Genomic DNA, 23,471 nt, shown 5'->3' with positions numbered 1-23,471 from the left:
AAAAGAGCATGCCTAAGTACCGTTCCGCCACCACCACACATGGCCGCAATATGGCGGGCGCCCGCGCGCTGTGGCGCGCAACCGGAATGACCGATGCCGATTTCGGCAAACCGATCATCGCCGTTGTTAACTCCTTTACCCAGTTTGTACCAGGGCACGTGCATCTGCGCGATCTCGGCAAACTGGTTGCCGAGCAAATTGAAGCTGCTGGCGGCGTTGCTAAAGAATTCAACACCATCGCGGTGGATGATGGGATCGCCATGGGGCACGGGGGTATGCTCTATTCACTGCCATCCCGCGAGCTCATCGCCGATTCAGTCGAGTACATGGTTAACGCCCACTGCGCCGATGCTATGGTCTGTATCTCTAACTGCGACAAAATCACCCCGGGGATGCTGATGGCCTCCCTGCGATTGAATATTCCGGTGATCTTTGTCTCCGGCGGTCCGATGGAAGCCGGGAAAACCAAGCTGTCTGACAAAATCATCAAGTTGGATCTGGTTGATGCCATGATCCAGGGGGCAGACCCGAAAGTCTCTGACGATCAGAGCGAACAGGTGGAGCGTTCCGCCTGTCCGACCTGCGGTTCGTGCTCGGGGATGTTCACCGCGAACTCAATGAACTGCCTGACCGAAGCATTAGGCCTGTCGCAGCCGGGTAATGGTTCTCTGCTGGCGACCCATGCCGACCGTAAAGCGCTGTTTCTCAACGCCGGTAAACGTATCGTTGAACTGACCAAACGCTACTACGAGCAGGACGACGCTTCCGCGCTACCGCGCAATATCGCCAGCAAGGCGGCATTTGAAAACGCCATGACTCTCGATATCGCAATGGGCGGCTCAACCAATACCGTACTGCACCTGCTGGCGGCGGCGCAGGAAGCCGAAATCGACTTCACCATGAGTGATATCGACAAGCTGTCCCGCAAAGTGCCGCAGCTGTGTAAGGTGGCGCCGAGTACGCAAAAATACCATATGGAAGACGTGCACCGCGCCGGTGGCGTGCTGGGTATCCTCGGCGAGCTGGATCGCGCGGGGTTACTCAACCGCGATGTTAAAAACGTCCTTGGCCTGACGCTGCCGCAGACCCTGGAACAGTACGATGTGATGGTGAGCCAGGACGACGCGGTGAAAAAAATGTTCCGCGCCGGTCCGGCGGGGATCCGTACTACCCAGGCGTTCTCGCAGGATTGCCGCTGGGATACGCTGGATGACGATCGCGCTGAGGGATGTATCCGTTCTCTGGAACATGCCTACAGTAAAGACGGTGGCCTGGCAGTACTGTACGGTAACTTTGCCGAAAACGGCTGTATCGTCAAAACCGCTGGCGTCGACGATAGCATCCTGAAATTTACCGGCCCGGCGAAAGTTTATGAAAGCCAGGACGAAGCGGTTGAGGCTATCCTCGGCGGCAAAGTCGTGGAAGGCGACGTCGTGGTTATTCGCTATGAAGGGCCGAAAGGCGGGCCGGGAATGCAGGAGATGCTCTATCCGACCACTTTCCTGAAGTCCATGGGGCTTGGCAAAGCGTGCGCGTTGATCACCGATGGCCGCTTCTCCGGCGGCACCTCCGGGCTTTCCATCGGCCACGTATCGCCGGAAGCCGCGAGCGGCGGCAACATCGCTATCATCGAAGATGGCGACATGATTGCTATCGATATTCCGAACCGCGGTATTCAGCTGCAGCTCAGCGATGCCGAAATCGCTGCCCGTCGCGAAGCGCAAGAAGCGCGTGGCGATAAGGCGTGGACGCCGAAAGACCGCGAGCGCCAGGTCTCCTTCGCGCTGCGCGCTTACGCCAGCCTCGCGACCAGTGCCGACAAGGGCGCCGTGCGCGATAAATCAAAACTTGGGGGTTAATCATGGCCGAGTCGCAACCCCTATCCGCCGCCCCTGAGGGGGCGGAGTATCTCCGGGCGGTACTGCGCGCGCCGGTTTATGAAGCGGTGCAGAAAACCCCGCTGCAAAAAATGGACAAGCTCTCTTCGCGGCTGGATAACGTTATCCTGGTGAAACGCGAAGACCGCCAGCCGGTGCATAGCTTTAAGCTGCGCGGCGCCTACGCGATGATGTCCGGCCTGACGGCGGAACAAAAATCAAATGGCGTGATCACCGCTTCGGCGGGTAATCATGCGCAGGGCGTGGCGTTCTCTGCCTCCCGGCTGGGTGTTAAGGCGCTGATCGTGATGCCGGTAGCGACCGCCGATATCAAAGTCGATGCCGTTCGCGGCTTTGGCGGCGAAGTGCTACTGCACGGCGCCAACTTTGACGAAGCGAAAGCCCGCGCGATTGAGCTGGCGCAGCAGCAGGGGTTTACCTGGGTGCCGCCGTTCGATCACCCGATGGTCATCGCCGGTCAGGGAACGCTGGCGCTGGAGCTGCTGCAGCAGGATGCCCACATTGACCGCGTATTCGTCCCGGTTGGCGGCGGCGGTCTGGCGGCAGGCGTGGCGGTGCTTATCAAGCAGCTGATGCCGCAGATTAAAGTGATAGCGGTCGAAGCGGAAGATTCGGCGTGTCTGAAAGCGGCGCTGGATGCCGGTCACCCGGTGGATCTGCCGCGCGTCGGTTTGTTCGCTGAAGGCGTGGCGGTGAAGCGCATCGGCGATGAAACGTTCCGTGTATGCCAGGAGTATCTGGACGACATCATCACCGTCGATAGCGATGCTATCTGCGCGGCGATGAAAGATCTGTTCGAAGATGTGCGGGCGGTAGCGGAGCCCTCCGGCGCGCTGGCGCTGGCGGGGATGAAAAAGTATATCGCCCAGCATAACATCCGCGGCGAGCGTCTGGCTCACATCCTGTCCGGCGCCAACGTCAACTTCCACGGACTACGCTACGTTTCTGAGCGTTGCGAGCTCGGGGAGCAGCGCGAAGCGCTGCTGGCGGTGACGATACCGGAAGAGAAGGGTAGTTTTCTTAAGTTCTGCCAGCTACTGGGCGGCCGTTCGGTTACCGAGTTCAACTACCGTTTTGCCGATGCCAAAGATGCCTGTATTTTCGTTGGCGTGCGGCTGAGCCGCGGGCTGGATGAGCGTAAAGAGATCCTCGATTTACTGAGCGAAGGCGGCTACAGCGTGGTCGATCTTTCCGATGACGAAATGGCGAAACTGCACGTGCGCTATATGGTCGGCGGACGGCCGTCTAAACCGCTGCAGGAGCGCCTGTTTAGCTTCGAGTTCCCGGAATCACCAGGCGCGCTGCTCAAGTTTCTCCACACCCTCGGCACCCACTGGAATATTTCGCTGTTCCACTATCGTAGCCACGGCACCGATTTTGGCCGCGTTCTGGCGGCGTTTGAGCTTGGCGAGCATGAGCCGGACTTCGAAACCCGTCTTAATGAACTGGGCTACGAGTGTCATGACGAAACCCATAACCCGGCGTTCCGCTTTTTCCTCGCGGGCTAGTGGTTAGGCAGGATTTTCCAGAACGCATCAATAAGCGGCTCGTACAGCCGCTTTTTTTGTGCGCAGACGCCCAGCTCAAATGGCGTTTTCTCATCGCTGCGATCGAGGATCATCACGCGATTGCGGACCGGCTCGGGGCTGTTTTCCAGCACCACTTCCGGCAGTAGCGCCACGCCGCAGCCGAGGGCGACCATCGATACCATGGCTTCATGGCCGCCGACGGTGGCGTAAATGGATGGATTGCTGATTTTATGGCGACGGAACCACAGCTCGATGCGGCGGCGCACCGGGCCCTGATCGGCCATGATAAACGGCACCGTTGCCCAGTCGGGATGTTCGACCGTCACCTGATTGCGCACCGGGCAGGGCAACGCCGGGGCAATCAGTACCACCGCAAGATTTTCCAGCATCGAAAACGCCACCGAGCCCGGCAGCGTCTCCGGCTTACCGGCAATGGCCAGATCGGCTTCTCCAGTGACCACTTTTTCCATCGCATCAGCGGCGTCGCCGGTCGATAACTTTATCTCTACCGAAGGATGCGCGGCGCGAAAGCGGTCGAGAATCGGCGGCAGATGGCTGTAAGCGGCGGTCACGGAGCAGAAAATATGTAGCTCGCCGGAGAGCGACGGCCCCTGCTGGTCGATGGCGTGACGCAGTTGCTGATACTGCAATAAAGTCTGCTGGGCAAAGGTGCGGAGTTCTTCGCCGGCCTCGGTTAGGGTCACGGTGCGATTATCGCGAACGAACAGCGGCTGGCCGAGGTCCTCTTCCAGGCGTTGAATCTGCCGCGAAAGCGTGGAGGGACTGACATGCATAGCCCGCGCGCTGCGGCCAAAATGGCGGCTTTCCGCCAGATGCAGAAAGGTTTTCAGATCGCGTAAATCCATGGCTCAATCCCCTGAAAATAACGTTGCAGTTATTGCAATGTGATGTTGTGAATATATCAATTTTCGCAACAAAATTCCTGTCATATAGTGGGTTCATTCTCGCAAAACGCGAACCGAACAATAAGCACGACAACACAACATCACGAGGTATCACCATGGCTAACTACTTCAACACACTGAATCTGCGCCAGCAGCTGGCTCAGCTGGGCAAATGCCGCTTTATGGGGCGCGATGAATTTGCCGATGGCGCAAGCTATCTTCAGGGTAAAAAAGTAGTCATCGTCGGCTGTGGCGCGCAGGGCCTGAATCAGGGGCTGAACATGCGTGACTCTGGCCTGGATATCTCCTATGCGCTGCGTAAAGAAGCGATCGCCGAGAAGCGCGCATCCTGGCGTAAAGCGACGGAAAACGGCTTCAAAGTGGGTACCTATGAAGAGCTGATCCCGCAGGCTGACCTGGTCGTCAACCTGACTCCGGACAAACAGCACTCTGACGTTGTGCGTTCCGTACAGCCGCTGATGAAAGACGGCGCGGCGTTGGGTTACTCCCACGGCTTCAACATCGTTGAAGTGGGCGAGCAGATCCGCAAAGACATCACCGTGGTGATGGTGGCGCCGAAGTGCCCGGGTACCGAAGTTCGTGAAGAGTACAAACGCGGTTTCGGCGTGCCGACGCTTATCGCCGTACACCCGGAAAACGATCCGAAAGGCGAAGGTATGGCCATTGCTAAAGCGTGGGCAGCGGCGACCGGCGGCCATCGTGCGGGCGTTCTGGAATCCTCCTTCGTGGCGGAAGTAAAATCTGACCTGATGGGCGAGCAGACCATCCTCTGCGGTATGCTGCAGGCGGGTTCTCTGCTGTGCTTCGACAAGCTGGTGGCTGAAGGTACCGATCCGGCCTACGCGGAAAAACTGATTCAGTTCGGTTGGGAAACCATCACCGAAGCGCTGAAGCAAGGCGGCATCACCCTGATGATGGATCGCCTGTCTAATCCGGCGAAACTGCGTGCTTACGCGCTGTCAGAACAGCTGAAAGAGATCATGGCGCCGCTGTTCCAGAAACATATGGATGACATCATCTCCGGCGAATTCTCTTCCGGCATGATGGCTGACTGGGCGAACGACGACAAAAAACTGCTGACCTGGCGTGAAGAGACCGGTAAAATCGCGTTCGAAACCGCGCCGCAGTATGAAGGTAAAATCGGCGAGCAGGAGTACTTCGATAAAGGCGTTCTGATGATTGCAATGGTGAAAGCGGGCGTTGAACTGGCCTTCGAAACCATGGTTGATTCCGGCATCATCGAAGAGTCCGCTTACTACGAATCGCTGCATGAGCTGCCGCTTATCGCCAACACAATCGCCCGTAAGCGCCTGTATGAAATGAACGTGGTTATCTCCGATACCGCGGAGTACGGTAACTACCTGTTCTCTTATGCTTGCGTACCGCTGCTGAAAGAGTTCATGACTACTCTGCAGACCGGCGACCTGGGCAAAGCGATTGCCGAAGGCGCGGTGGATAACGCTCAGCTGCGCGACGTAAACGAAGCGATTCGCAGCCACGCTATCGAAGCGGTGGGTAAAAAACTGCGCGGTTATATGACCGATATGAAGCGTATCGCGGTTGCCGGCTGATTCCTCGTCGTCTTTCGACTTGCCGTCTTCCGGCAAGCCGAAATCCATAGAGGAATGGATTTGTTTAGTAGGCCTGATAAGCGAAGCGCCATCAGGCAAAAACCCGGAGATTAAGATCCCCGGGTTTTTTATTATTTCCGGTACAGCACTTTGATGATGTGGTAACCGAACTGGGTATGCAGCGGGCCGGTTGGCTCCAGTTCCGGGCAGGAGAAAACCACTTTATCGAATGCCGGAACCATCTGGCCCTGGCGGAATTCGCCCAGATCGCCGCCGCGTTTTCCTGACGGGCAGATAGAGTGTTTTTTCGCCAGCTTGCCGAAGTCGGCGCCGTTTTTGAGCTGCTCAAGCAGATCGAGAGCCAGTTTCTCTTCTTTTACCAGGATATGCAGTGCTGCCGCTGTTTTAGCCATGATTGCGCCTTGATTGAGTTGGGATAAATCAGGGCGCCATAGTAACACGCGCTAGCGGCGATACAGCACCTTGATGATATGGTAGCCAAATTTGGTTTGTACCGGGCCATAGGGTTTGAGCAGCGGACAGCTGAACACGGCTTTATCAAACGGAGCGACCATCGCGCCCTGCTGGAACTCCCCCAAATCGCCGCCATGGCGTCCGGACGGACATTTTGAGTAGCGCTTCGCCAGATGATCGAAGCTGACGCCCCGTTCCAGCTTGGCGAGGATGTCGTGTGCCAGTTTTTCTTCTTTGACCAGAATATGCAGGGCCGCTGCGCTTTTTGCCATTACCGGAGCCTCGGGATGAATTGCGTGGCTGACACTTTACCATCAGCCGGTAAATCTCGGCCTCGCTTTCTGCTACAATCCACACCCCGTTCGAAGATTGAGCAATATTCCCATGCGTTTAAACCCTGGCCAACAACAAGCCGTCGAATTCGTTACCGGACCGTGCCTGGTGCTGGCGGGCGCCGGTTCCGGTAAGACCCGCGTTATTACGAATAAAATCGCCCACCTGATCCGCGGCTGCGGTTATCAGGCGCGCCATATCGCGGCCGTCACCTTTACTAACAAGGCCGCGCGCGAAATGAAAGAGCGCGTCGGGCAAACGCTGGGGCGAAAAGAGGCGCGCGGGCTAATGATTTCCACCTTCCACACCCTGGGGCTGGATATCATCAAACGTGAATACGCCGCGCTGGGAATGAAATCTAACTTTTCCTTGTTCGATGATACCGACCAGGTCGCGCTGCTCAAAGAGCTCACCGAAGGGTTGATCGAAGATGACAAAGTGGTGTTGCAGCAGCTGATCTCGACGATCTCCAACTGGAAAAACGATCTGAAAACGCCGGCGCAGGCGGCGGCTGGCGCGAAAGGCGAACGGGACCGCATCTTCGCCCACTGCTATGGGCTCTATGATGCGCATATGAAGGCCTGCAACGTCCTCGATTTTGACGACCTGATCCTGCTACCGACGCTGCTGCTGCAGCGAAATGAAGAGGTGCGCGAGCGCTGGCAGAACAAGATCCGTTACCTGCTGGTGGATGAGTATCAGGATACCAACACCAGCCAGTATGAGCTGGTGAAGCTGCTGGTGGGGCAGCGCGCGCGCTTTACCGTGGTGGGTGATGATGACCAGTCGATCTACTCGTGGCGCGGCGCGCGGCCGCAGAACCTGGTGCTGTTAAGCCAGGATTTTCCGGCGCTGCAGGTGATCAAGCTTGAACAGAACTACCGTTCATCAGGGCGTATTCTGAAGGCTGCCAACATTTTGATCGCCAATAACCCGCACGTGTTTGAAAAGCGGCTGTTCTCGGAACTTGGCTACGGTACCGAGCTGAAAGTGCTCTCCGCCAATAACGAAGATCATGAAGCGGAGCGCGTCGCTGGCGAACTGATTGCCCACCACTTTATTAATAAAACAAACTACAAAGATTACGCCATCCTTTATCGCGGCAATCACCAGTCGCGGGTCTTTGAAAAGATGCTGATGCAGAACCGCATCCCGTACAAAATCTCGGGCGGCACCTCGTTCTTCTCGCGTCCGGAAATTAAAGATCTGCTGGCCTATCTGCGCGTACTCACCAACCCGGATGACGACAGCGCCTTCCTGCGTATCGTCAATACGCCGAAGCGAGAGATTGGTCCGGCGACCTTGCAAAAACTGGGCGAATGGGCGATGAGCCGCAATAAAGGCTTATTCACCGCCAGCTTTGATATGGGGTTAAGCCAGACGCTGACCGGGCGCGGGTATGAATCCCTCACTCGTTTCACCCACTGGCTGCGGGAAATTCAGCAACTGGCCGAGCGTGAACCAGTCAATGCCGTGCGGGATTTAATTCGCGGGATTGATTATGAGTCCTGGCTATATGAAACCTCGCCGAGCCCGAAAGCCGCGGAAATGCGGATGAAAAACGTCAACCAGTTGTTCACCTGGATGACCGAAATGCTGGAAGGCAGCGAGATAGATGAGCCGATGACGCTGACGCAGGTGGTTACCCGCTTTACCCTGCGCGATATGATGGAACGCGGCGAATCGGATGAAGAGCTGGATCAGGTGCAGTTGATGACCCTGCATGCCTCAAAAGGGCTGGAGTTCCCGTATGTTTACCTGGTGGGAATGGAAGAGGGATTGCTGCCGCATCAGAGCAGTATCGATGAAGATAATGTTGATGAAGAACGGCGACTGGCCTATGTAGGTATAACGCGCGCGCAGAAAGAGCTGACTTTCACGCTGTGCAAAGAGCGTCGTCAGTATGGCGAGCTGGTGCGCCCGGAGCCGAGCCGTTTTCTGCTTGAGCTCCCGCAAGACGATCTGATTTGGGAGCAGGAGCGGAAAGTCATCTCTGCGGAAGAACGTATGCATAAAGGCCAGGCCAACGTCGCGAATATCAAGGCGATGCTGGCGAAGGCGAAAAAGGGCTAACGTTTCAGGCGACAAACTGTTGCCAGGCGGTGGAAAATGGCATCACCAGCAGCAGCGACGGCAGCATGTTGGCGGTGGGGAAATGGCGAATACCGCAAAGCCGAAAACCGGTCGCCAGCATAATAATACCGCCGCAGGCAGTAAAATCAGCGATCATCGATGGGCTTATCAACGTCATAATAAACGTGGCGGCGAAGAACAGAATCACGAAGATGATCAACTGGGGAATAAAAATCGCGGTGATAATGTAGCCCAGCGTGGATGCGAAAATAGCGGCGGTGAAAAAGTCGAGTATCGACTTGGTCAGCAGAATGGTCGGGTCACCGGTCATCCCTTCGGTTAGGGCGCCAAAAATACCGGTACCGCTGGCGCAGAACAGGATCAGCACCGCGATAAACTGGTTCATAAAATCCTCCGCTTCTACGCCTGCGTTGTTTTGGCCTGGAAAAATGCGCTCGATGGGCGTTCGCAGCTGTGTTCCCGCCCGCTCAATCCACTTCTCAATATTCAACAGGCCGCCAATAATCGTGCCGATGATAACGGCCAGCGCAATGGGTGGCAGATTGATGAGTTTGTTAAGGAAGAACACGCCCATACTGATAGAGATTAAACCGGAAATAAGCGGTAGCGTTTTCTTAAAGTGATCCGGGATAAATCGGTTGAGTGAGGCGCCTGCAATCGCGCCGACGAGTAATGAACCGCTGCAAACAAAAATACCTACCGGCATAGTATATTCTCCCTGTAATAAAATCAGGGCCTGAGAACAGGCCCTGTCGATTTATTTTTATTATTTGATATTAAATACGCGGCTGGCATTGCCCCAGGCTATTTTTTCTTTCAGCCCTTCATCCATTTCTAACGGATCAAACCAGTCGCAGGCCTGATGAATATCTTCATAAGGGTAATCTACGGAGAACATCACGCGATCTGCACCCATTACTTCAATCGCATTATTTAGCGAATGAGTATTAAAATGACCGCTGGTGGTGACAATAAAGTTATTTTGCAGATAGTGCATTAACGGTTTTTCCGCCTTGCCCAAACCGCAGCCGAAACGCTGACGATAGAGGCGATGTTGAGTCCGCGGCAGCATGTGTACCAGCCCTTCACCGAGGTGTCCCAGCACCAGGTTAAGATTCGGATAACGGTCGAACAGGCCGCTCATCATCAGGCGAATAGCGTGAACGGCGGTTTCCTGCGCAAAGCCCCAGGCGGAACCGATTAGGCTTTCGTAACCGGTATAAATCCCGCGCGCCGGGCCTTCCAGCGGTTCACGCGGATGCAGGTACACCGGCACGTTTAGCTCGTTGACTTTATCCCAGAATACCAGCATGGATTCATCATCAAGATACAGGCCATGTTCGCTGTCTTTGACGTTGGTGTAGCCGTTAATCAGCGCGCCTTTCATGCCCAGTTTTTTCACCGCGCGCTCCAGCTCTTCCGCCGCAGCTTCCGGGTTTTGTAACGCCAGCGTGGCGAACGCGCTAAATTTATCCGGATTCGGTTTTACATAATTATCAACGATAAAGTCGTTAGTGTCGCGAGCGAAAGAGACCGCTTTGGCTTTATCTAAAATAGATTGCGCGCCGGGTGAAGTCAGAGAAAGAATAACGTGGTCGATATTACGTTGCGCCATTTCTTCGAGTTGAATGCTGCGGTCAAGCAGGCGGCGCTCTACGTCTTGCATATATTCGCTACCGTTACGGTTAGCTTCACCGGTTGAATCCCATAAACGGTTATTTTCAGGAGTAGATACATGTTCTTCTAAAGCGATTTTTCCGCGCATGATAGGTTCCTTTATTTATTCGGTCGATATGAACTGATGCGAGGAGATTAAAATTTTTGACGTATTGACAGCAATAAACCAAATAGAATATGGCGTATCAGGAATCCTAATACAGCCGATTATTTTATGATTTAAATGCTAATAGAACCGCCTGAGGCGGCAAGATCTACAATCTGCTTGCGCAGCCAGATATGCCCAGGATCGCGGTGCAGACGCTGGTGCCAGACCTGGCGAATCGCGATGTTAGCCAGTGAGAAAGGTAGCGGCCAGCTGCTGCAGGGGTAACGCCTGGTGATGTGGCGCGCCAGCTGCTCCGGCACCACCGCGATCATCTCGCTGCCGGCAACCAGCTCGCCCGCGCCTAAAAAGCTGGGCAGCGTCAATGCGATACGCCGCGGCATACTGTGTTCCGCCAGCAGTTTATCAATGTCGCCGTGGGCGGTGCCGTTGACGCGAACCGCAAGGTGCTTTTCCTGACGCCAGTCTTCGGTGCTGAACCGATGACGAATGCGCGGGTGATTGTCCGCTGCCAGACAAACATACGACTGATCGAACAGATGCTGCTGATAGACGCTATCCGGCAGTTGGGTAAGATAGCCGATCGCCAAATCACATTTACCTAATTCCAGCGCGCTAAGCGTCTGATCGTCAATATTCAGCACCGTAAAGGTGATGCCGCTGGCGTCCAGCCGCTGTAGCTGGCTTTGCAGCAAAGGAAGAAGCGTCATCTGGCTGATATCGGTCATGCCGATGGTGAAGTTACGGTTGCTCTCCTGCGGGATAAATTCCGGCTTAGCCGCCAGATCGGTATCGGCCAGTTGCAAAAGAGTAAAAATGGTGGGGGCGATTGCGTCCGCGCGCGGCGTTGGCGCCATGCGTTGTCCAACGCGCACAAACAGCGGGTCGTCAAAGTGCTCGCGTAGCTTTTTTAGCAGCAGGCTACCGGTTGGCTGACTGATATCGAGCGCTTCCGCCGCCGGAGAGACATTCCCCAAACGGTAGAGCGCGGAGAAAAAGCGTAGTGATTTGAAATCCAGTTCTTCCCGCATGCGCCCTCCTGGCCGGAAATTACCTCGCCGCGTCGTCGTTGATCAACAGCACCCAATGAACATAGCTTTGCCACTGACACTCTTGCTCAACCATTTCCCGGCCCAGCGGATGTTCCTTCAGCCAGTCATCCGGCAGCGTCAGCGTCAGTTTTTCGTCGTCGGCGGCAAGTTGAATGGCTGGCAGGAGATCGTCGCGCCGGCGGCTGGCAAACAGAATCGCCAGTCGCAGCAGGCGACACAAATGTTCAGCAACGCGCGGCGGTACCGCGTTTTGCTGATGGAGCGAAGAAAGATCGATGGCGTTAGTCTGGTTGAGCAGCAGCGTGGCGATGAGCTTCTTCTGCGCCGGGGTAAAACCGGGCAGGTCGAGGTTATTGACCAGATAGGCGGCGTGCTGCGGCGCGCGTTTGAAATCGACGCTCAGGCCAATTTCATGAAGCGCACAGGCGCTGACGAGCAAATCACGGCTTAGCGGATCCAGCTCCCAGCCGCTGTCCAGTTGATCAACCAGATGGGTGGCCAGATTAGCCACCCGTTGCGCCTGTTCAGTATCGATCATAAAGCGACGCTGAATATTACGCAGCGTGCGGCTACGAATATCCTGATCGACAGAAAGGTGCAACATGCCGTAGACCAGGCCTTCGCGTAATGCGCCGCCAGCCAGCGTCATGCACTGAATATTCAGTTCGCTAAAGATAGCAATCAGAATGGCAAGGCCGCTCGGAAAAACCAGTGCGCGTTCGAGCGTCAGCCCTTCGATTTCCAGCTCTTCGAGTCGGCCGCACTGGATGGCGCGCTGCTTAAGCTGCTGTAGCTTGCTGAGGGTGATTCGCTCATCCATTCCCTGCGCCATCATAATTTCCTGCAGCGCCTGCACGGTGCCTGAAGCGCCGACGCACACTTTCCAGCCGTGGTAACGCAGGACATCAGCGATTGGAAGCAGCACATCGCGCGCCGCAGCTTCAGCGAGATCGAAGTTTTCTTTCGTCAGGCTACGGTCGGCAAAGTAGCGTTCAAGCCAGGTGACGCAGCCCATCGACAGGCTGAACAGCGAGGTCGTTTGCGCGCCGGTGCCGGTCACCAGTTCAGTGCTGGCGCCGCCGATATCCACCACCAGACGCTGATCGGCGCCGCCGGTGGTATGGGCTACGCCCTGGTAGATCAGGCGGGCTTCTTCCTCACCGCTAATCACCTGGACGGGGCAACCGAGGATTTCCTGCGCTTTCGCCAGAAATTCGCCGGCGTTGACCGCCAAACGCAGGGTGGCGGTGGCGACGACGCGAATTTGCGCCGAAGGAATATCCTGCAGACGTTCGGCAAACAGGCGTAAGCACTGCCAGCCGCGCTCCATCGCTTCTGCGGAGAGCGCATTGTCGTTATTCAGGCCGGCAGCCAGACGCACCTTGCGCTTAATGCGGCTCAGGGTCTGAATACTGCCCGCCACCTCGCGCACCACCAACATATGAAAACTATTGGAGCCAAGGTCGATGGCGGCATACAGCGAGGTGGAACTCATACTCTTCATCTTTCAGGCAGCTCCTGTGTCGACTGGGCTTCGTTGCCCGGGATAATCTCCGTGGCGCATCCTGAAAAATTTCGTGTATGGCATAGATATTAACCTGAGCGACGACGATTACGAGGCGGGCCATTACGGCGCGGGCCATTACCTGGGCGGGTGCGCGTTAAACGCAGCGGCTTCGGTAAATCGGTCATCAGCGCGTCCGGATTGTACTTGCTGACCGGGATCGAATGGCCGATATAGGTTTCGATTGCCGGCAGGTTCAGCGCGTATTCTTCACAGGCCAGGCTGATGGAGTGCCCGCTGGCGCCCGCGCGGCCGGTACGGCCGATACGGTGGACATAGTCTTCGCAGTCATCCGGCAGGTCATAGTTAAAGACATGGGTGACGGCTGGGATATGCAGGCCGCGAGCGGCTACGTCGGTCGCAACCAGAATATCGAGATCGCCGCGGGTGAACTCTTCGAGAATACGCAGGCGTTTTTTCTGCGCCACGTCGCCGGTCAGCAGGCCGACGCGATGTCCATCTGCCGCCAGATGGCCCCAGATATCTTCACAACGATGCTTGGTGTTGGCGAAAACAATAGCGCGGTCGGGCCACTCTTCTTCCAGCAGCGTCTGCAGCAGGCGCATTTTTTCGTCGTTGGAAGGATAGAACAACTCTTCTTTAATGCGGTGGCCGGTTTTCTGTTCCGGTTCGACTTCAACGTACTCGGCGTTGTTCATCTGTTCGAATGCCAGTTCGCGTACGCGATAAGACAGCGTGGCGGAGAACAGCATGTTCAGGCGCTGAGTGGCCGGCGGCATGCGGCGGAATAGCCAGCGGATATCTTTAATAAAGCCGAGATCGTACATGCGATCGGCTTCGTCGAGCACGACAACCTGAATGGCGCCGAGATTAATGTGGTTTTGTTTGGCGTAATCGATCAGACGACCGGTGGTGCCGATCAGAATATCAACGCCGCTTTCCAGTACTTTCAGCTGCTTATCGTAGCCGTCGCCGCCGTAAGCCAGACCGAGCTTCAGACCGGTGGCCTGCGCCAGCGGTTCGGCGTCAGCGTGAATCTGTACCGCCAGCTCGCGCGTTGGCGCCATGATCAGCGCGCGCGGTTGGTTAACCTGGCGGTCTGCGATGGCCGGGTGAGAGAGAAGATAATGAAACGTTGACGTCAGAAACGCCATCGTTTTACCGGTACCGGTTTGCGCCTGCCCGGCGACATCGCGGCCTTCCAGCGTGAGCGGAAGGGCGAGAGCCTGAATGGGTGTGCAATTATGAAACCCTTTTTTTTCAAGGGCTTCGACAACTGCCGGGTGCAGGGCGAAGTCGGAAAACTTCTGTTCTGTCAAATGTGTTTTGCTCATAGTGTGGTAGAATATCAGCTAACTATTGCATTAAGAAAGCGTATCCGGTGAAATAACGTCAACCTTTCGTTGGCGATATACGAAATTATTCAAGGTGCGTCTCCGGCTACTGAATGGATCCCGGAAAGCTTAGACTACTAAGCGCAACGGGGGCGGTAAATCTGCCGCAGGTAGATTTGCAGACAGTGCGCTTAAGCATCGGCGGTGGTGGTCCATGGTGGATCCATTCCCGCAGGTAGCTTATAAAAGAGGCATCCTGAAGAATAGCGTGCATAACGTAGCATCAACACGTCGTTGATGACTGCGACACCAACACACCAGGCTTATTCCTGTGGAGTTATATATGAGCGATAAAATTATTCACCTGACTGACGACAGTTTTGACACGGACGTACTCAAGGCTGACGGGCTGACCCTCGTCGATTTCTGGGCAGAGTGGTGTGGTCCGTGCAAAATGATCGCCCCGATTCTGGATGAGATCGCTGAAGAGTATCAAGGCAAACTGACCGTGGCTAAACTGAACATCGATCAGAACCCGGGCACGGCGCCGAAGTACGGCATCCGCGGCATCCCGACGCTGCTGCTGTTCAAAAACGGCGAAGTCGCGGCGACCAAAGTCGGCGCGCTGTCCAAAGGCCAACTGAAAGAGTTCCTCGACGCCAACCTGGCGTAATCGGTTTGCCATTCCGGCGTCCGGATTCCTATTTTTTGTGGAACTCTGGACGCCCGGCCTGAGTCGTGCTAAGTTAATTCCAGACTTCGTTTTAAACATACCTATTGTTTGAATCTTGTTTTACCCAAAGCGTCCCGCAGACTATGCGCGTGAGGCTAATAATTCCGGGCTTATCACTCATTCCGTCTTGTCGTTTCAGTTCTGCGTTCTTTCCTGTGACCAGGCAACGTACAGACACGAGATGAAGCCGCTAACAGGCATGGATGTTCCTGCCATACCATTCACAACATTAAGTTCGAGATTTACCCCGAGTTTAAGAACCCACACCACTATGAATCTTACCGAATTAAAGAATACGCCGGTTTCTGAGCTGATTACTCTCGGCGAAAATATGGGGCTGGAAAACCTGGCTCGTATGCGTAAGCAGGATATTATTTTTGCCATCCTCAAGCAGCATTCAAAGAGTGGCGAAGATATCTTTGGCGATGGCGTACTGGAGATACTGCAGGATGGATTTGGATTCCTCCGCTCAGCAGACAGCTCCTACCTCGCCGGTCCAGACGACATCTACGTATCCCCCAGCCAAATCCGCCGCTTCAACCTCCGCACTGGTGACACCATTTCCGGTAAGATTCGTCCTCCTAAAGAGGGTGAACGTTACTTCGCGCTGCTGAAAGTTAACGAAGTTAACTACGACAAGCCGGAAAACGCGCGTAACAAGATTCTGTTCGAGAACTTAACGCCGCTGCACGCGAATTCACGCCTGCGTATGGAGCGTGGTAATGGTTCTACCGAAGACTTAACCGCTCGCGTACTGGATCTGGCATCGCCGATTGGCCGCGGCCAGCGTGGTCTGATCGTCGCGCCGCCGAAAGCCGGTAAAACCATGCTGCTGCAGAACATCGCGCAGAGCATCGCGTACAACCATCCTGACTGCGTGCTGATGGTGTTGCTTATCGACGAACGTCCGGAAGAAGTGACCGAGATGCAGCGTCTGGTTAAAGGTGAAGTTGTCGCTTCTACCTTCGACGAACCGGCATCTCGTCACGTGCAGGTTGCCGAAATGGTTATCGAGAAAGCGAAACGTCTGGTTGAGCACAAAAAAGACGTTATTATCCTGCTCGACTCCATCACCCGTCTGGCTCGTGCCTACAACACCGTGGTTCCGGCTTCCGGTAAAGTGCTGACCGGTGGTGTGGACGCCAACGCCCTGCATCGTCCGAAGCGTTTCTTCGGTGCGGCGCGTAATGTGGAAGAGGGCGGCAGCCTGACCATCATCGCTACCGCGCTTATCGATACCGGCTCTAAAATGGATGAAGTTATCTACGAAGAGTTTAAAGGTACCGGTAACATGGAACTGCACCTCTCCCGTAAGATTGCGGAAAAACGCGTCTTCCCGGCTATCGACTACAACCGTTCCGGTACCCGTAAAGAAGAGCTGCTGACCACCCAGGAAGAACTGCAGAAAATGTGGATCCTGCGCAAAATCATCCATCCAATGGGTGAAATCGACGCAATGGAGTTCCTCATTAACAAGCTGGCGATGACCAAAACTAACGACGACTTCTTCGATATGATGAAGCGTTCGTAGGACGGAATACGCCGAAAAAACGCCACGCGATTGCGTGGCGTTTTGTTTTGTAGCTTTGTATGATCCAGGCGGGAAAAGCACCGCCAACGTTGACGTATGATATGCGCGGCGGGTTAAGCAGAAAGGACTTTAACAGTCTAAAATATATACAATAAATTTGTAATGTTCTGCTTTTCCCCTTCAGGAGTGGAGACATCATCGTTATACTCCCCGGATTAACTATGCTGAGAGCACATGTGTTGTGAATTTACTCACTGCTATTACTGAATTAATCAGTGTTTTCTTATTCACGACCCTGTTTATATTTGTTGCCCGTAAAGCAGCGAAAAAAATTGGGTTAGTGGATAAGCCAAACTATCGGAAACGGCATCAAGGTTTGATTCCGTTAGTTGGTGGTATCTCAGTTTATGCCGGTATTTGTTTTACCTTTGCGATTGCCGATTATTATATCCCTCATGCCACGCTGTATCTGGCCTGCGCGGGGGTGCTGGTGTTGGTCGGCGCGTTGGATGACCGATTTGATATCAGCGTAAAAATTCGTGCGGTTATTCAGGCCGCGATAGCCGTTATCATGATGACGGCGGGTAATCTGCATCTCAGCAGCCTCGGCTATATTTTCGGTTCGTGGGAGTTAGTCCTCGGCCCCTTTGGTTTTTTCCTCACGCTTTTCGCCGTTTGGGCGGCAATCAACGCCTTCAATATGGTGGATGGCATTGACGGGTTGCTCGGCGGGCTTTCGTCCGTCTCCTTCGCGGCAACCGGCATCATCTTATGGTTTGATGGCCAGTACAGCCTGGCGATGTGGTGTTTTGCGATGATCGCCGCCATTCTGCCCTATATTTTACTTAATCTTGGCGCGCTTGGACGTCGCTATAAAGTGTTTATGGGTGATGCCGGCAGTACCATGATTGGCTTCACCATTATCTGGATCCTGCTGGAGACGACGCAGGGCAAAACGCATCCCATCAGCCCGGTGACGGCGCTGTGGATTATTGCGATTCCACTGATGGATATGGTGGCGATTATGTATCGCCGCCTGCGAAAGGGGATGAGCCCGTTCTCGCCAGATCGTCAGCATATTCATCATTTGATCATGCGTGCCGGGTTTACTTCCCGGCAGGCCTTTGTCCTGATTACGCTGGCTGCCGCTTTACTGGCGCTGGTCGGCGTAGTGGCGGAATACACCCGTATTGTTCCTGAATGGGTGATGTTAATACTCTTTTTGTTTGCTTTTTTACTTTATGGCTACTGCATTAAGCGCGCATGGAAAGTGGCGCGTCTGGTTAAGCGCATTAGACGCAGAATTCGGCGACACAGCGGCAATAATCCAAATTTAACCAAGTAAAACTGGGGAAGTGATGACTCAACCATTACCGGGAGCACAAGCAGTGAACGTTGAGAACGAACTGGATATTCGCGGGCTGTTTCGCGCCTTATGGGCAGGAAAAGGCTGGATAGTCGGCATCGCCGTGCTGTTCGCGCTGATCGTTCTTATTTATTCCTTTTTTGCTCGCCAGGAGTGGAGCGCGACGGCAATTACCGACCGGCCGACCGTCAATATGCTGGGCGGATACTATTCGCAACAGCAGTTCTTACGTAACCTGGATATCAAAGCCGATCTGGCTTCGGTAGACCAACCTTCCGCCATGGATGAGGCATACAAAGAGTTTATTATGCAACAGGCGTCATGGGATACCCGCCGTGACTTCTGGCTGCAGACCGATTACTACAAGCAGCGCCAGTCAGGCAACTCACGCGCGGATGCCGCGATGCTTGACGATCTGATTAACGATATTCAGTTTATCCCCGGCGACCCGCTGAAAAGCGTCAATGACAGCATCAAGCTGACGGCGGAGACCGCGCCAGATGCCAATAATCTGCTGCGTCAGTATGTCGCTTTTGCCAGCCAACGTGCCGCTGGTCATCTTAATGATGAGCTGAAGGGCGCCTGGGCGGCGCGTACGGTACAGATGAAAGCGCAGGTGAAGCGTCAGGAAGAGGTGGCAAGCGAGATCTTCAACCGCCGCGTGCAGAGCGTCGAGCAGGCGTTGAAAATCGCCCAGCAACATAACATTTCCCGCAGCGAGACCGATGTTCCGGCGGAACAACTGCCGGCCTCCGAACTCTTCTTACTTGGCCGGCCGATGCTGCAGGCGCGCCTCGAAAATCTGCAGGCCGTAGGGCCGGAATACGATCTCGACTATGACCAGAACCGCGCCATGCTGAACACGCTAAACGTTGGCCCGACGCTGGATCCACGTTTTCAGACTTACAGATATTTGCGTACGCCGGAAGAACCTGTAAAACGCGATAGCCCGCGGCGTGTATTTCTGATGATCATGTGGGGGATTGTGGGCGCGCTCATCGGCGCAGGCGTGGCGTTAGCACGTCGTCGTGTCCAGTGAATGGGGCCTGTGATGAAGGTTCCTCGCCATCATCACCTAATCGAAGAGAATCGATGTGAAAGTACTAACTGTATTTGGCACGAGACCAGAAGCCATCAAGATGGCGCCGCTGGTCCATGCGCTGGCAAAGGATCCTCATTTTGAGGCAAAGGTTTGCGTAACCGCGCAGCATCGGGAGATGCTCGATCAGGTGTTGAAACTGTTTTCGATTACGCCGGACTACGATCTGAACATTATGCAGCCGGGTCAGGGATTAACCGAGATCACCTGCCGCATTCTGCAAGGTTTAAAGCCGGTACTGGAGTCGTTTAAGCCGGACGTGGTGCTGGTACATGGCGATACCACGACGACGATGGCGGCCAGCCTGGCGGCGTTTTATCAGCGCATCCCGGTGGGCCACGTGGAAGCGGGCCTGCGTACCGGCGACCTGAACTCGCCGTGGCCGGAAGAGGGTAACCGCACGCTGACCGGGCGTCTGGCGATGTACCATTTCGCCCCGACCGCCACCTCGCGCGATAACCTGCTGCGGGAAAATATTAACGAAGAACGCATTACCGTCACCGGCAATACGGTGATCGATGCGTTGTTCTGGGTTCGCGATCGTGTCCTTGGTGACGAGGCGCTGCGCAATGAACTGATGCAGCGCTATCCGTTCCTCGAAGAGGATAAGAAATTAATTCTGGTGACCGGCCACCGCCGCGAGAGCTTTGGTCTCGGCTTTGAGCACATTTGCCATGCGCTGGCGGATATCGCCAGCCATCACCCTGATGTACAGATTGTTTATCCGGTTCACCTGAACCCGAACGTCAGCGAGCCGGTTAACCGTATTCTCGGCCATGTCGCTAACGTGAAATTAATTGATCCGCAGGATTACCTGCCGTTCGTCTGGCTGATGAATCGCGCGTGGCTGATTCTGACCGATTCCGGCGGGATTCAGGAAGAAGCGCCGTCGCTTGGGAAACCGGTACTGGTGATGCGCGAAATGACGGAGCGCCCGGAGGCGGTCGCCGCTGGCACCGTACGTCTGGTCGGCACCGACAGGCAGCGTATCGTCGATGAAGTCACCCGTCTGCTGCAGGATGATGCCGCCTGGCAGGCAATGAGTCGGGCCCATAACCCTTACGGCGATGGTCAGGCATGCGATCGTATTTTATCCGCTCTTAAAAATAATCAGGTAACGCTATGAGTTTTTCTACCATTTCAGTGATTGGCCTTGGGTACATTGGTCTGCCAACCGCTGCCGCATTTGCTTCCCGGCAACGGCGGGTGGTTGGCGTGGACATCAATCAACACGCCGTTGAGACCATTAACCGTGGTGAGATTCATATCGTCGAGCCGGATTTAGCGAGCGTCGTAAAAACGGCGGTTGAACAGGGATATTTAAGCGCCACCACCGTGCCGGTGGAGTCTGACGCCTACCTGATTGCCGTCCCGACGCCGTTTAAAGGCGGGCATGAGCCAGATATGGCCTTTGTTGAATCCGCCGCTAAATCTATTGCCCCGACCCTGAAGAAAGGGGCGTTAGTGATCCTGGAATCCACCTCGCCGGTCGGTTCGACTGAACAGATGGCCGAGTGGCTGGCGGCGATGCGCCCCGATCTCAGCTTCCCACAGCAGGTGGGCGAGGCGGCCGACGTTAATGTCGCCTACTGTCCGGAGCGCGTGCTGCCGGGGCAGGTGATGGTTGAGCTCATCAAAAACGACCGCGTTATTGGCGGCATGTCGCCGGTCTGCTCGGCGCGTGCCAGTGAGCTGTATAAAATTTTCCTTGAAGGCGAATGCGTAGTGACTAACTCGCGCACTGCGGAAATGTGCAAGCTGACGGAAAACAGCTTCCGCGACGTCAACATCGCCTTTGCTAACGAACTATCGCTGATTTGCGCCGACCAGGGGATCAACGTCTGGGAACTGATCCGCCTGGCGAACCGCCATCCGCGCGTCAATATTCTGCAGCCGGGTCCGGGCGTCGGTGGCCACTGTATCGCCGTCGACCCGTGGTTTATCGTGGCGCAAAACCCGCAGCAGGCGCGTCTGATTCGCACCGCGCGCGAGGTTAACGACCACAAGCCGGAATGGGTTATCGAACGGGTGAAAGCACAGGTTGCCGAGTGCCTGAATGCCAGCAATAAACGCGCCAGTGAACTGACTATTGCCTGCTTCGGCCTGGCCTTTAAGCCTAACATTGATGATCTACGTGAAAGCCCGGCGATGGAAATTGCCGCGCAGATCGCCCGCTGGCACAGCGGCGTGACGCAGGTGGTTGAGCCCAACATTCACACGCTGCCGAAGAAGCTTGATGGCCTGTGTACGCTGGCGACCCTTGATGATGCGCTGGCGAGCGCCGATGTGCTGGTGATGCTGGTCGATCACAACGAGTTTAAAGCCGTTAGCGGCGATAGCGTTACCCAGGCCTATATCATCGACACCAAAGGAGTGTGGCGGTGAGAATCCTACCCTCGTCTGGTTCATCCAATGCCTCTGCACGCCAGTATTGAAGCGCTGGAGTGGGAAAACCGCTTCTTCGCCGTTAATAGCGGCATCGTTCGCTTTGACGAGCGCGCGTCGCTGCTCACCGCTGAAACCCTGGCGGGATGGTCGCGAGTGCAGGCGAAAGTCGCCGCCAGCGACACCGCCCGGCTGGATGCGCTACAGGAGATCGGTTTTCAACTGGTGGAAGGCGAGGTTGATCTGGCCTTGCCGGTAGGCGACCCGGCTGATGCCGGCGCCGAATGGGCCGTTGAAGGCGATATTGCGCGGCTGCGCGAACTGGCTGCGCAGGCCTTTGCTATGAGCCGTTTTCGCGCTCCCTGGTACGCCGCTGACGCCAGCGGCCGATTCTACGCGCAATGGATTGAAAACGCGGTGCTGGGGACCTTTGACCACCAGTGTCTGCTATTTCGCGCGCCCGATGGCGACATCCGCGCATTTGTTTCTTTGCGTCAGCTCAACGACACCGACGCGCGTATCGGCCTGCTGGCCGGGCGCGGCGCTGGCGCCGAGCTTATGCAGGCGGCGCGCCACTGGGCGGCGCAACGCGGGCTTTCTACACTGCGGGTGGCGACCCAAATGGGCAACACCGCCGCGCTTAAACGTTATATTCTCAGCGGTGCGAATGTGGAAAGCACCGCGTACTGGTTATACAGGTGACACGATGATTCCATTTAACGCACCGCCGGTGGTGGGGACTGAGCTCGATTACATGCAATCGGCGATGAACAGCGGCAAGCTTTGCGGCGACGGCGGTTTTACCCGTCGCTGCCAGCAGTGGTTTGAACAGCGCTTCGGCACCGCTAAGGCGCTGCTGACGCCATCATGCACCGCGTCGCTGGAGATGGCAGCGCTGCTGCTGGATATTCAGCCTGGCGATGAAGTCATCATGCCCAGCTATACCTTTGTTTCCACCGCCAATGCCTTTGTGCTGCGCGGGGCGAAAATCGTCTTCGTCGATATCCGTCGCGATACGATGAATATTGATGAATCGCTGATAGAAGCCGCAATCACTGATAAAACTCGGGCGATCGTGCCGGTGCATTATGCGGGCGTGGCCTGTGAAATGGACACTATCATGGCGCTCGCCGCCAAATATAACCTGTTTGTGGTGGAAGACGCCGCGCAGGGCGTGATGTCCACCTATAAGGGCCGCGCGCTGGGCACCATCGGCCATATTGGCTGCTTTAGCTTCCATGAGACGAAAAACTACACCGCCGGTGGTGAAGGCGGCGCAACGCTTATCAACGATCGTAAACTGGTGGAACGCGCGGAAATCATTCGCGAAAAGGGCACTAACCGTAGCCAGTTCTTCCGTGGTCTGGTGGATAAGTACACCTGGCGCGATATCGGTTCCAGCTATTTGATGTCCGATCTGCAGGCCGCCTATCTTTGGGCGCAGCTGGAAGCCGCGGAGCGGATTAACCAGCAGCGCCTGACGCTGTGGCAAACTTATTATGACGCGCTGCTGCCGCTGGCGCGCGCGGGTCGTATCGATCTGCCGGCGGTGCCGGCGGATTGCGGGCAAAACGCGCATATGTTTTACATTAAGCTGCGGGATAACGATGACCGCGCGGCGCTGATTAACTGGCTGAAAGAGGCAGAAATTCTGGCGGTGTTCCACTATATTCCGCTCCATAGCTGCCCGGCTGGCGAACAGTTCGGCGAGTTCTGCGGCGAAGATCGTTATACCACCCAGGAGAGTGAACGCCTGCTGCGTTTGCCGCTGTTCTACAACCTGTCTGCGGTAAACCAACGGACGGTGATTAATTCACTGCTGAGCTACTTCTCCTGAT

General features: G+C 55.6%; 20 protein-coding genes. 12 read left to right on the top strand and 8 right to left on the bottom strand.

Features of this window, described 5'->3' with window-relative positions:
* Positions 1–8 precede the first annotated feature (8 nt).
* Both ilvD and ilvA read left to right on the top strand, forming a co-directional pair.
* On the top strand, positions 9–1,859 hold the full coding sequence (gene ilvD, locus ABLV08_RS21520) for a dihydroxy-acid dehydratase (protein WP_171830473.1): 1,851 nt from the start codon (positions 9–11) through the stop codon (positions 1,857–1,859).
* 2 nt (positions 1,860–1,861) lie between these two features.
* On the top strand, positions 1,862–3,406 hold the full coding sequence (ilvA, locus tag ABLV08_RS21515) for a threonine ammonia-lyase, biosynthetic (protein ID WP_015368895.1): 1,545 nt from the start codon (positions 1,862–1,864) through the stop codon (positions 3,404–3,406).
* On the opposite strand, the gene ilvY is transcribed toward ilvA, so the two are convergent.
* Entirely contained in the window at positions 3,403–4,293 is an 891-nt protein-coding gene (gene ilvY, locus ABLV08_RS21510; protein WP_015703964.1) for an HTH-type transcriptional activator IlvY, read from the bottom strand. The genes ilvA and ilvY overlap by 4 nt on opposite strands.
* A gap of 155 nt (positions 4,294–4,448) precedes the next feature.
* Here ilvY and ilvC point away from each other — a divergent pair, with 155 nt between their 5' ends.
* Positions 4,449–5,924, top strand: a complete 1,476-nt coding sequence (gene ilvC / locus ABLV08_RS21505) for a ketol-acid reductoisomerase (RefSeq protein WP_348856242.1) — start codon at positions 4,449–4,451, stop codon at positions 5,922–5,924.
* Between the two features lie 131 nt (positions 5,925–6,055).
* Here the strand turns inward: ilvC and ppiC (ABLV08_RS21500) are convergent, their stop codons facing one another.
* Positions 6,056–6,337: a peptidylprolyl isomerase PpiC gene (gene ppiC, locus ABLV08_RS21500; RefSeq protein WP_002883180.1), complete on the bottom strand. Its 282-nt coding sequence runs from the start codon at positions 6,335–6,337 to the stop codon at positions 6,056–6,058.
* A gap of 51 nt (positions 6,338–6,388) precedes the next feature.
* The gene (gene ppiC, locus ABLV08_RS21495; RefSeq protein ID WP_015368892.1) at positions 6,389–6,670 is read right to left on the bottom strand and encodes a peptidylprolyl isomerase PpiC; all 282 of its coding nucleotides are present in this window, start codon (positions 6,668–6,670) and stop codon (positions 6,389–6,391) included.
* Between the two features lie 112 nt (positions 6,671–6,782).
* Here ppiC (ABLV08_RS21495) and rep point away from each other — a divergent pair, with 112 nt between their 5' ends.
* Positions 6,783–8,804 carry a DNA helicase Rep gene (rep, locus tag ABLV08_RS21490; RefSeq protein WP_015368891.1) on the top strand — a complete coding sequence of 674 codons (2,022 nt, stop codon included), beginning with the start codon at positions 6,783–6,785 and terminating at the stop codon, positions 8,802–8,804.
* A 4-nt stretch (positions 8,805–8,808) separates the two neighbouring features.
* On the opposite strand, the gene ABLV08_RS21485 is transcribed toward rep, so the two are convergent.
* From ABLV08_RS21485 to rhlB, 5 genes are all read right to left on the bottom strand, one after another.
* Complete coding sequence (locus tag ABLV08_RS21485; RefSeq protein ID WP_015368890.1) at positions 8,809–9,531, bottom strand: DUF554 domain-containing protein; 723 nt, start codon at positions 9,529–9,531, stop codon at positions 8,809–8,811.
* A 60-nt stretch (positions 9,532–9,591) separates the two neighbouring features.
* The gene (locus ABLV08_RS21480) at positions 9,592–10,590 is read right to left on the bottom strand and encodes an amidohydrolase family protein (RefSeq protein ID WP_015368889.1); all 999 of its coding nucleotides are present in this window, start codon (positions 10,588–10,590) and stop codon (positions 9,592–9,594) included.
* A gap of 131 nt (positions 10,591–10,721) precedes the next feature.
* Positions 10,722–11,639: a LysR family transcriptional regulator gene (locus ABLV08_RS21475; protein WP_348856240.1), complete on the bottom strand. Its 918-nt coding sequence runs from the start codon at positions 11,637–11,639 to the stop codon at positions 10,722–10,724.
* A gap of 19 nt (positions 11,640–11,658) precedes the next feature.
* Positions 11,659–13,164 carry a guanosine-5'-triphosphate,3'-diphosphate diphosphatase gene (gene gppA / locus ABLV08_RS21470; protein ID WP_196796683.1) on the bottom strand — a complete coding sequence of 502 codons (1,506 nt, stop codon included), beginning with the start codon at positions 13,162–13,164 and terminating at the stop codon, positions 11,659–11,661.
* 89 nt (positions 13,165–13,253) lie between these two features.
* Positions 13,254–14,519 carry an ATP-dependent RNA helicase RhlB gene (gene rhlB, locus ABLV08_RS21465; RefSeq protein WP_015368886.1) on the bottom strand — a complete coding sequence of 422 codons (1,266 nt, stop codon included), beginning with the start codon at positions 14,517–14,519 and terminating at the stop codon, positions 13,254–13,256.
* A gap of 343 nt (positions 14,520–14,862) precedes the next feature.
* Here rhlB and trxA point away from each other — a divergent pair, with 343 nt between their 5' ends.
* The 8 genes from trxA to rffA all read left to right on the top strand — a co-directional run bounded on the left by trxA (position 14,863) and on the right by rffA (position 23,470).
* Complete coding sequence (trxA, locus tag ABLV08_RS21460; protein ID WP_002883224.1) at positions 14,863–15,192, top strand: thioredoxin TrxA; 330 nt, start codon at positions 14,863–14,865, stop codon at positions 15,190–15,192.
* 331 nt (positions 15,193–15,523) lie between these two features.
* Positions 15,524–16,783 (top strand): transcription termination factor Rho, encoded by a 1,260-nt coding sequence (gene rho / locus ABLV08_RS21455; protein WP_002883293.1) that lies wholly within the window; start codon positions 15,524–15,526, stop codon positions 16,781–16,783.
* Positions 16,784–17,024: 241 nt separating this feature from the next.
* Positions 17,025–18,128: a UDP-N-acetylglucosamine--undecaprenyl-phosphate N-acetylglucosaminephosphotransferase gene (gene wecA / locus ABLV08_RS21450; RefSeq protein ID WP_015368885.1), complete on the top strand. Its 1,104-nt coding sequence runs from the start codon at positions 17,025–17,027 to the stop codon at positions 18,126–18,128.
* A 13-nt stretch (positions 18,129–18,141) separates the two neighbouring features.
* Positions 18,142–19,188: an ECA polysaccharide chain length modulation protein gene (gene wzzE, locus ABLV08_RS21445; RefSeq protein ID WP_020077604.1), complete on the top strand. Its 1,047-nt coding sequence runs from the start codon at positions 18,142–18,144 to the stop codon at positions 19,186–19,188.
* A 55-nt stretch (positions 19,189–19,243) separates the two neighbouring features.
* A complete protein-coding gene (wecB, locus tag ABLV08_RS21440) occupies positions 19,244–20,374 on the top strand; it encodes a UDP-N-acetylglucosamine 2-epimerase (non-hydrolyzing) (RefSeq protein WP_015703970.1) in 1,131 nt (376 codons plus the stop codon).
* Complete coding sequence (wecC, locus tag ABLV08_RS21435; protein WP_020077603.1) at positions 20,371–21,633, top strand: UDP-N-acetyl-D-mannosamine dehydrogenase; 1,263 nt, start codon at positions 20,371–20,373, stop codon at positions 21,631–21,633. Before wecB ends, wecC begins: the two co-directional genes overlap by 4 nt.
* 27 nt (positions 21,634–21,660) lie before the next feature.
* Positions 21,661–22,335, top strand: coding sequence for a dTDP-4-amino-4,6-dideoxy-D-galactose acyltransferase (gene rffC, locus ABLV08_RS21430; protein ID WP_063410738.1), 675 nt, complete (start codon positions 21,661–21,663; stop codon positions 22,333–22,335).
* 4 nt (positions 22,336–22,339) lie between these two features.
* Complete coding sequence (gene rffA / locus ABLV08_RS21425; protein ID WP_045389293.1) at positions 22,340–23,470, top strand: dTDP-4-amino-4,6-dideoxygalactose transaminase; 1,131 nt, start codon at positions 22,340–22,342, stop codon at positions 23,468–23,470.
* Position 23,471: the final 1 nt, after the last annotated feature.

The organism is Klebsiella sp. CN_Kp088, from assembly GCF_040064335.1.
In the GTDB taxonomy this organism is placed as follows: Bacteria; Pseudomonadota; Gammaproteobacteria; order Enterobacterales; family Enterobacteriaceae; genus Klebsiella; species Klebsiella aerogenes.
The sequence above is the reverse complement of the archived record's forward strand: the minus strand, read 5'-3'. Positions and strand labels throughout refer to the sequence as shown.